The organism is Cryobacterium sp. TMT3-29-2 (assembly GCF_004564305.1).
Taxonomy (GTDB): Bacteria; Actinomycetota; Actinomycetes; order Actinomycetales; family Microbacteriaceae; genus Cryobacterium; species Cryobacterium sinapicolor.
Genome location: NZ_SOGK01000124.1, coordinates 1 through 8478 on the forward strand (window position 1 = coordinate 1; position 8478 = coordinate 8478).

9 protein-coding genes are annotated in these 8478 nt (G+C 70.3%); 7 read left to right on the forward strand and 2 right to left on the reverse strand.

Translation table 11 applies throughout. The features are described 5' to 3' along the window. The first annotated feature begins 158 nt into the window (after positions 1 to 158). Positions 159 to 542 (forward strand): VOC family protein, encoded by a 384-nt coding sequence (locus tag E3O67_RS14260; RefSeq protein WP_134433311.1) that lies wholly within the window; start codon positions 159 to 161, stop codon positions 540 to 542. A 301-nt stretch (positions 543 to 843) separates the two neighbouring features. Further along, the gene (locus E3O67_RS14265) at positions 844 to 1671 is read left to right on the forward strand and encodes a VOC family protein (RefSeq protein WP_134433325.1); all 828 of its coding nucleotides are present in this window, start codon (positions 844 to 846) and stop codon (positions 1669 to 1671) included. Positions 1672 to 1973: 302 nt separating this feature from the next. Here E3O67_RS14265 and E3O67_RS14270 read toward each other — a convergent pair whose 3' ends face one another. Continuing rightward, the gene (locus tag E3O67_RS14270; protein ID WP_135102986.1) at positions 1974 to 2714 is read right to left on the reverse strand and encodes a TetR/AcrR family transcriptional regulator; all 741 of its coding nucleotides are present in this window, start codon (positions 2712 to 2714) and stop codon (positions 1974 to 1976) included. 132 nt (positions 2715 to 2846) lie between these two features. Here E3O67_RS14270 and kynA point away from each other — a divergent pair, with 132 nt between their 5' ends. From kynA to purQ, 5 genes are all read left to right on the forward strand, one after another. Then, a complete protein-coding gene (kynA, locus tag E3O67_RS14275; protein ID WP_135102987.1) occupies positions 2847 to 3701 on the forward strand; it encodes a tryptophan 2,3-dioxygenase in 855 nt (284 codons plus the stop codon). Between the two features lie 10 nt (positions 3702 to 3711). Then, positions 3712 to 4620: an amidohydrolase gene (locus E3O67_RS14280; RefSeq protein WP_135102988.1), complete on the forward strand. Its 909-nt coding sequence runs from the start codon at positions 3712 to 3714 to the stop codon at positions 4618 to 4620. 210 nt (positions 4621 to 4830) lie between these two features. After that, positions 4831 to 6255, forward strand: coding sequence for a kynureninase (locus E3O67_RS14285; RefSeq protein WP_134433303.1), 1425 nt, complete (start codon positions 4831 to 4833; stop codon positions 6253 to 6255). A 39-nt stretch (positions 6256 to 6294) separates the two neighbouring features. Beyond that, positions 6295 to 6564: a phosphoribosylformylglycinamidine synthase subunit PurS gene (purS, locus tag E3O67_RS14290; protein ID WP_134433301.1), complete on the forward strand. Its 270-nt coding sequence runs from the start codon at positions 6295 to 6297 to the stop codon at positions 6562 to 6564. Next, the gene (purQ, locus tag E3O67_RS14295) at positions 6564 to 7262 is read left to right on the forward strand and encodes a phosphoribosylformylglycinamidine synthase subunit PurQ (protein ID WP_134433299.1); all 699 of its coding nucleotides are present in this window, start codon (positions 6564 to 6566) and stop codon (positions 7260 to 7262) included. Before purS ends, purQ begins: the two co-directional genes overlap by 1 nt. Before the next feature lie 105 nt (positions 7263 to 7367). On the opposite strand, the gene E3O67_RS14300 is transcribed toward purQ, so the two are convergent. Further along, positions 7368 to 8478: dihydrolipoamide acetyltransferase family protein (locus tag E3O67_RS14300; RefSeq protein WP_135102989.1), on the reverse strand; the 1111-nt coding region annotated here is incomplete at its 5' end.

Sequence of the window (8478 nt, forward strand, 5' to 3'; positions counted from 1 at the left end):
GGCGCGCGGCGCCGGGCATCCCGGCGCGGGGCATCCCGGCGCGCGGCATCCCGGCGCGCGGGGCGTCGGAACGCATCCCGGCAGTTGGGCAGACCGGCGCACCGTCGCTGGGCGTCACGTCCCGGCGGCCCGACGCGGCAAACTGATACGCTCCGGCCATGCGAATCAAGATGTGCAGCGTCCACGTGAACGATCCCGCGACCGCGTTCGACTTCTACACCTCCGTGCTCGGATTCGAGAAGCTGATGACCATCCCCGAGCACCAGCTTTACGTCGTGAAGTCGCCGGACGACCCCGACGGGGTCGGACTCCTCCTCGAGCCCAACGACAACAAGGTCTCCGCTCGGTATGCGCAGGGCCTCCGCGGCCTCGGGCTGCCGGCCATCGTCTTCGGCACCCCGGATGTGCAGGCCGAGTACGAGCGGCTCCGCACCCTGGGCGTCCAGTTCGCCGGAGCCCCCAGCGCGGATGCCTCCGGCACCTCCGTCATCTTCGACGACACCTGCGGCAACCTGATCCAGCTCCACGAAGACGAGCAGTAGCGGGCCCCCGGGGCCGACCGGGTTCCGAGCTCGAACCGTCTCCCGCCGCGCTTCTCCGGCCGACTCCCGTGGCTAACTCAGGAGATCCCGGCCGCCGGCATCACCAAGCGTACTGTTTCCGCGGCGGATGGGTCCCGAGCGCGACCGGACCAGCATATCTCCTGAGTTAGCCCCCGGACCGGGCGCGCGACACCCGGAATACCCGGACCGGGCGCGCGACACCCGGAATACCGGGCCCGGGTCATCCGTTGACGCCAGTGTGAATCGATCCGCGAACGACCTGCTGCCCGCGTCCACCGGTATGGGCGCGGTGACCCTGCGCGTGGGTGACCTCGACGCCATGATCACGTATTACCGCGACGCGGTGACCCTCGAGTTGCAGAGCCACGAGGGCCCGGTCGCCGTGCTCGGACGCGGAACCGTGCCGATCGTCATCCTGCAGCACGCCCCGGAGCTGACCGCCGCCGAGCCCCGCTCCAGCGGGCTGTTCCACACCGCCATTCTCTTCGACACTCAGGCGCAGCTCGCCGCGTCCGTCTACTCGGTGGGCACGACGCATCCGGGATCGTTCACCGGCAGCGCCGATCACCTGGTCAGCCAGGCCTTCTACTTCACCGACCCGGAGGGCAACGGCATCGAGCTCTACTGGGACCGCGACCGCACCGAGTGGAGTTGGAACCACGGCCAGGTCGAGATGGCCACCCTCCGCCTCGACCCGAACACCTTCATCGGCGAGCATCTGACCCGGGACGGCCAGGCGCATCCGTCGACGGGAAACGCCATCGTCGGGCACGTGCACCTGTCCGTCGGCGATGTGGGCACGGCCCGCGAGTTCTACGTGGACCGCCTCGGCTTCGAGGCCACCGCGAATCTCGGCGGCCAGGCCCTGTTCGTCTCGGCCGGCGGTTACCACCACCACATGGCGATGAACACCTGGAACAGCGCCGGCGCCGGTAAGCGCCGCCTGGCACTCGGGCTCGGCGAGGTCGACATCATTCTGCCGGGCACGGACGACATCGGTGCCCTGAACGAACGGATGTCCCACTTCGGCGTGCAGACCCGCCACGACGGGCAGACCCTCGGCTTCGACGACCCGTGGGGCAACCAGATCGTGGTGCGTACGAAGTAGCCCGGCGGCCCGCGCCCGCCCGTCCCGCGGCCCGCGCCCGCCCGTCCGACCGCCCGGCGGCCCGCGAATCCGCCGAGTGTCGCCGTTTGCGCCGAGGCGACCCACTGGGGCGGCGACTCTCGGTAGAAGTGGCGACTCTCGGCATCCCGAGGCTGCCCTCACGCGTCACCGCGACCGGCGCCGAGGTCGACACATCCGGTCGAGTTCGACCGGCGCACCACGTGAACTCGACGCAGAACCACGCTGAGGCTTCGGCTACGCGTCCGCGGCGGAGCCGGTTCCGGTTCCGGGGGCGGCGCCGGCTACGCGTCCGCGCCGGAGGCGGCTCCGGAGCCGGTTCCGGGGGCGGCTCCGGCACCACGGGAGGCCGCCCGGGTGGCGCGGCGACTGAGGCCGTGCACCGCCGCCTGGTACTCCTTGGCGCCGAGCGGGCGTCCCGGCAGCTTGGGTCGGTCCCGGTCGATGGTCCGCAGTCCGTCGAGAACGATCGACAGCTGGCGCCGCCACTGGCCGGTGTAACCGCCGCCGAGGGTGCCGAGCGAGCCCACCATGGTGACGAGGACCGCGAGGTCGACCGTGTCGACATCCGTTCGGAGGTCGCCGTCGCGCTTGGCCTGCGTCACGAGGCCCGACAGCATCGTCTTGAACGAGGCGACCTTGCCGCGCGCCGGGTCGATCGTTTCCATGCGTTTGAGGATAGGCGGCAGGGACGGGTCCGCGACCAACCATTCGGCAACGCGTTCGGTGTAGACGACGATGCCGTCCCAGGCGGTGGGGGCGGCGGCGATCTCGTCGCGCACCGAGGAGAGCTCGGCGAGGGAAATGTCGTGCAGGGCTCGGACGAGGTCGTCACGGGTGGGGAAGTTGCGGTACAAAGTGGCAACGCCCACGTCAGCGCGGCGGGCGATCTCCTCCAGCGAGGCGTCGACACCGTGCACGGCGATCAGCGCCCGCGCCTCGACGAGGAGACGCTCACGGTTCTGCCGGGCGTCACGCCGTCTGGGCTGCGCCCCGTCCTGCGGGGTCGATTCGGACGAAGTCATGACCCTGATTCTAGGACCCGAACCTTGGCGTCGCGGAGGCTAACCTCCACGACCCCCGGGCGGGTGTCACCGGTTGCGCCGGGCCGGGCTGTCCCGCAGAATGCAGTCAGCACCCGAACGAAACGGAGCACCATGTCGGTCGAGCACAACACTCGCGAGTTCGATCCCGAGATCGTGACGGACTTCCGGGAGCGGATGAGCTATGGCTCCTACCTCGATCTCCACACCCTGCTCAGTGCCCAGAAACCGGTCAGCGCGCCCGAGCACCACGACGAGCTTCTGTTCATCATCCAGCACCAGACCACCGAGCTCTGGCTCAAGCTCGTGCTGCACGAGCTGCGCGCCGCAACCGCGTTCCTGCGCCAGGACCAGATCGCCCCGGCTCTCAAATGCATCGCCCGGGTCAAGCACATCCAGCGCACCCTGACCGAGCAGTGGTCGGTTCTGGCCACGCTCACGCCCAGCGAATACGCCGAATTCCGGCACTTCCTGGGCAGCTCCTCCGGCTTCCAGTCGTACCAGTACCGGGCCGTTGAATTCGCGCTCGGCAATAAGAACCGGCGCATGCTGAGCGTGTTCGAGAGCGACCCGGATGCCCACGCGCTCCTCTCCGAGATGCTCGAAGCCCCCAGCATCTACGACGAGTTCCTGCGCTACCTGCACCGGCAGGGGTTCGCGATTCCGGCATCCGTGCGGGGGCGCGACGTGACCGAGGCGTGGGTGCTGCACCCGGAACTCGTGGCCACCTTCCGCGGGATCTACGAGAACGCGGGCGAGCACTGGGGTGCCTACGAGGCCTGCGAGGAGCTCGTCGACCTGGAGGACAACTTCCAGCTCTGGCGGTTCCGGCACCTCAAGACCGTGCAGCGCATCATCGGCATGAAGTCCGGCACAGGCGGATCGAGCGGCGCGGCCTTCCTGCAGAAGGCGCTCGAGCTGACCTTCTTCCCCGAGCTGTTCGCCGTGCGCACCGAACTCGGAACCTGAGACCAGACCGGTGAGTGACACCGTGCTGCCGGGCTTCCTCGACGCGCATGTGCACTTCGCGCTGATCGACCCGGCGCCGCTCACCGCGGGCGGGATTGCGCGCGTGCTCGACCTCGGTGGATGGACGCCGCAGGGCTCCCCGGGTGCAGCGCAGCCGGCAGCCGTGTTCGCGGGAGCGTTCCTCGCCGCGCCGGGCGGCTACCCGAGCGAACGGTCCTGGGCCCCGGCCGGGAGCGTGCGCTTCGTGGCCCAGGCCACGGATGCCGCGGCAGCCGTCGATGACCAGCTGGAGCTCGGGGCATCCGTGATCAAGGTGACGCTGAACGGCGACGCCGGCCCGGTACTGCCACCCGAGGTGCTCGCGGCCATCGCCCGGCACGCCCACGACCGCGGGGCCCCGGTGCTCGCCCACGCCGAAGGGGCCGGCCAGGCGCTCCGCGCGTTCGAAGCCGGGGTGGACGCCCTGGCGCACACGCCGTTCAGCGAGCGGCTCGACGACGAGCTGATCGCGGCTATGGCCGGGCGGATGGCGTGGATCAGCACCCTGGACATCCACGGCTGGGGCGAGCCGACCGATGACTTCGATCGCGCGGTCGAGAATCTGCGCCGCTTCCACCGCGCCGGCGGGCAGGTGCTCTATGGCACCGACCTCGGCAACGGCCCGTTGCCGGTGGGGCTGAACCGACGGGAGATCGATGCGCTGCTCGGCGCCGGGCTGAGCCGCGACGACGTGCTGGGGAGCCTGACCATGGAGCACCTTGGGGGCTTCCGGACCGTGCTGCGCGGCCCGGCGGGTGTCGGCGGGCGACTGGTCACCGTGTTGCGCGGCGAGCGCCCGGTCGACCCGTCCGCGTTCAGCGGCTGGCTCTGCACCGCCCGCGCGGTCAGCCCGACCGACCTCGCCCCACCGCATGCCTGACCGCACCACGGCGCGCATCCGCTGCCGCGCCGGCGACCGCACCGCAGACCGCACACCGAGCCGCACACCGAGCCGCGCACCCGGCCGCACTCGCGCCGCCCCCCGCGCGGGTGGGATACTTCCAGCGCGGCACGGTGTCGGCGACTCCCCGGGAAGCGCGCATCGCTGCGAGAGCGCTGCCCATCATCCGTTCGACCTCGAGGAATCCAGATGACCCCCAGCACCGACATCAGCCCCGCCGGCAACGGCAGCCAGGATGCCCACCTCGCCTTCGCCCGCCGGATGGACCGCATCGACGGACTCGGGCACTACCGGCGGCAGTTCGTCGGCATCGATCCCGCCACCGCGGCCGCCGGAGCGACCGGCGCGGCGGGGCATACCCCGAACCCCGTCGCCTACCTCGATGGCAACTCCCTCGGCCGCCCCCTCCGTGCCAGCGTGGCCCGCATCACCGAGTTCCTCACCCATGACTGGGGCACCCGGCTGATCCGCGGCTGGGACGAGGCCTGGATGGACCTGCCGCTGAAGATCGGCGACGACATCGGCCGCGCCGCCCTCGGAGCCGGACCCGGCCAGGTCTTCGTCGGCGACTCCACCACCGTGCTGCTCTACAAGCTGGCGCGGGCGGCAGTCGACTACCTCCGAGTCGACACGGAACCGATGCGCACCGAGATCGTGCTCGACACCGACAACTTCCCCACCGACCGCTACCTGCTCGAGGGCGTCGCGGCCGAACGAGGCATGACGCTCCGCTGGATCCACTCCGACCCCGCGAGCGGCGTCACCGTGGAGCAGGTGCGGCAGGCCGTGGGCCCGCAGACCGCGCTCGTGCTGCTCAGTCACGTTGCCTACCGCTCCGGGTTCCTCGCCGACATGCGCGCGATCACCACGGTGGTGCACGCCGCGGGCGGCCTCGTGCTCTGGGACCTCAGCCACTCGGTCGGCTCCGTGGTGGTCGAGCTCGACCTGTGCGACGTGGACCTGGCCGTCGGCTGCTCCTACAAATACCTGAACGGCGGCCCCGGCGCCCCCGCGTTCGCCTATGTGCGCCGCGACCTGCAGGACGTGCTCACCCAGCCGATTCAAGGCTGGATGGGAACGAAGGATGTCTTCACGATGGGCCCGGGGTATGTGCCGGCCGACGGCATCCGTCGTTTCATGAGCGGAACCCCGCCGATCGTCGGGATGCTGGCCATGCAGGATTCGATCGCGATGATCGAGGAGGCCGGCATCGACTCGTTGCGAGCCAAGTCAGTGGCGCTGACCGAATTCGCGCTGACCCTCGTGGACGCCTGGCTCGCGCCGATGGGCGTGACCGTATCGTCGCCTCGGGAGCCCACGCACCGCGGCGGTCACCTGACCGTGAACCATCCCGCCATGCTGCAGGTGACGCAGATCCTGTGGGAGCACGACGTGATCCCCGACTTCCGCACGCCCGACGCCCTGCGCATCGGCCTCTCCCCGCTGAGCACGAGCTTCGTGGAGACCTTCGAGGGGGTCGCCGCGATCCGGGACGTGCTGCGCGGCGTGCTGCTCGGGCAGAGCGGGCTCGCGGGCGGCAACGGCACGGGTCTCGGTAGCGGCCTGGGCGCCGGTGCCGCCGGTGCGCTCGGGGCCCCGGGGGTCGGCCTGTAGAATCGTGGCATCCACCCCCCGACGTCTCCGGAGTGAGCTATGCCAACAATCGTCGTAGAAGTTATGCCCAAGGCCGAGCTGCTCGACCCGCAGGGGAAGGCCGTCGCCGGCGCCCTGGGTCGCCTCGGCAAGACCCGGTTCACCAGCGTTCGCCTGGGCAAGCGGTTCGAGATCACCGTCGACGGCCACGTCGATGACGCCGTGCTCGCCGAGGTGCAGGAACTCGCCGACACCGTGCTCTCCAACTCCGTGATCGAGGATGTCGTCGGCATCCACGTGCTCGAGGCACCGGCCGGAGAGACGCACTGATGCGCATCGGCGTCGTCACGTTCCCCGGTTCGCTCGACGATCGCGACGCCGCGCGCGCCATCCGTCTGGCCGGCGCCGAGCCTGTCGCCCTCTGGCACGGTGAGCACGACCTGCACGACGTCGACGCGCTCGTGCTGCCCGGCGGGTTCAGCTACGGCGACTACCTGCGCTGCGGCGCCATCGCGAGCCTCTCGCCGATCATGGCCGAGGTCATCAGCGCTGCGAACGGCGGCATGCCCGTGCTCGGCATCTGCAACGGTTTCCAGATGCTGACCGAGGCGCACCTTCTCGAGGGTGGCCTGATCCGCAACGACCACGGCTCGTTCATCTGTCGCGACCAGGGGTTGCGCGTCGAGAACGCCCTCACCGACTGGACCGGCGGTTTCGCGGCCGGCCAGGAGATCACCATCCCGCTCAAGAACGGCGAGGGCGGCTTCATCGCCTCCGCCGACACGCTCGAGCGCCTCGAGGGTGAGGGCCGCGTGGTCGTGCGCTACGTCGGCATGAACCCGAACGGTTCCCTCAACGACATTGCCGGCATCAGCAACGCGCGCGGTAACGTCGTCGGCCTGATGCCGCACCCCGAGCACGCGGTCGAGCCCGGCTTCGGCCCCGACACCGACGACGCCATGCGCAGCGGCACCGACGGGATCACCTTCTTCACCTCCGTGATCGAACGGATGCTGGTCAGCGCGTAGCAGCATCCGCTCACCGCAGGGTGCCCGTTCCTCAGGTCACTCTCGACCGGAACGGGCACCCTCGCGAGACCGACTCCCCTCGCCGAGATCAGGCGTGCCGGGTGATCAGGCGATGATCGTCCACGGGTTCTCGATCAGACGGGTCAGCGTCTGCAGGAACCGCGCAGCCACGGCGCCGTCGATGATCCGGTGGTCGGCGGACAGGGTGTAGCGCATCCGGTGACGGGCGACGATCTCGTCCCCGACCACGACCGCCTCGCGGGCGGTGCCGCCGACGGCCAGGATCGCCCCTTCGGGCGGGTTGATGATCGCGGTGAACTGCTCCACCCCGAACATGCCGAGGTTGCTGATGGTGAACGTGCCGCCCGACATCTGACCGGCTGTGAGCTTCTTGGCATTGGCCAGGCCGACGAGGTGCTTGGCCTCCGTGCCGAGCCGGCTGACCGTCTTCTGGTCCGCGTCCTCGATCACGGGAACAACGAGGCCGTGGCCCGAGGCGACGGCCACACCGATGTTGACCCGGTGGTGCACCAACATCTCGCCGCTCGAATCGTCGATGTAGGACGCGTTGACCTCGGGGTGCTCGCGCAGGGCGAGCGCGCTCGCCCGAATCAGCAGGTCGTTGATGCTCACCTTCGGCCGACCGGCCAGAACGAGCTGCGCGTTCAACTCGGTGCGCAGCTGCACCAGGTTCTCGGCATCCGCCGCTCCGGTGACGAAGAAGTGCGGGACGGTGCGGGCGCTCTCACCCAGCCGCCGCGCGATGATGCGGCGCATGTTACTCAGTGGGACAGCCTCGGATGCGCGCTTGTCGACGGTGTCCGGTGATGCTGCGGCAGCCGGCGTGGCGACGGGAGAGGCCACGGGCACGCTGGGCGCGGCGGCGGAGTCGGGTGCGGTCGCCTGCGAGAGCAGGGCGTCGGTATCCGAGCGGATGATGCGCCCGCCGGGTCCCGTGCCGCGCACCTGGCTCAGGTCGAGGTGGTTTTCCCGTGCGAGCTTGCGCACCAGCGGTGAGGCGAAGAGACGCTCACCGGTTCCGGCGTTAATCCCGGCGTTAGTCTCGACGACATTTTCGGCGGCCGGAGACGATGCCGGTGCCGGATCGGCCACCGGTGCCGGGCTCGCGGAGGTAGCCTCGGCCGCCGGGGCGGCAGCCGGGCTCGCGGCAGCAGCAGGTGCGTCAGCAGCGTCGGCCGGCGTCGCCGCCGCCGCC

Bases quoted from the DNA above. Each gene is read 5' to 3' on its own strand.
- E3O67_RS14265 (WP_134433325.1), top strand. From the start codon at position 844: ATGGGCGCGGTGACCCTGCGCGTGGGTGACCTCGACGCCATGATCACG.
- purS (WP_134433301.1), top strand. From the start codon at position 6,295: ATGCCAACAATCGTCGTAGAAGTTATGCCCAAGGCCGAGCTGCTCGAC.
- E3O67_RS14285 (WP_134433303.1), top strand. From the start codon at position 4,831: ATGACCCCCAGCACCGACATCAGCCCCGCCGGCAACGGCAGCCAGGAT.
- E3O67_RS14260 (WP_134433311.1), top strand. From the start codon at position 159: ATGCGAATCAAGATGTGCAGCGTCCACGTGAACGATCCCGCGACCGCG.
- E3O67_RS14270 (WP_135102986.1), bottom strand. From the start codon at position 2,714: ATGACTTCGTCCGAATCGACCCCGCAGGACGGGGCGCAGCCCAGACGG.
- kynA (WP_135102987.1), top strand. From the start codon at position 2,847: ATGTCGGTCGAGCACAACACTCGCGAGTTCGATCCCGAGATCGTGACG.
- purQ (WP_134433299.1), top strand. From the start codon at position 6,564: ATGCGCATCGGCGTCGTCACGTTCCCCGGTTCGCTCGACGATCGCGAC.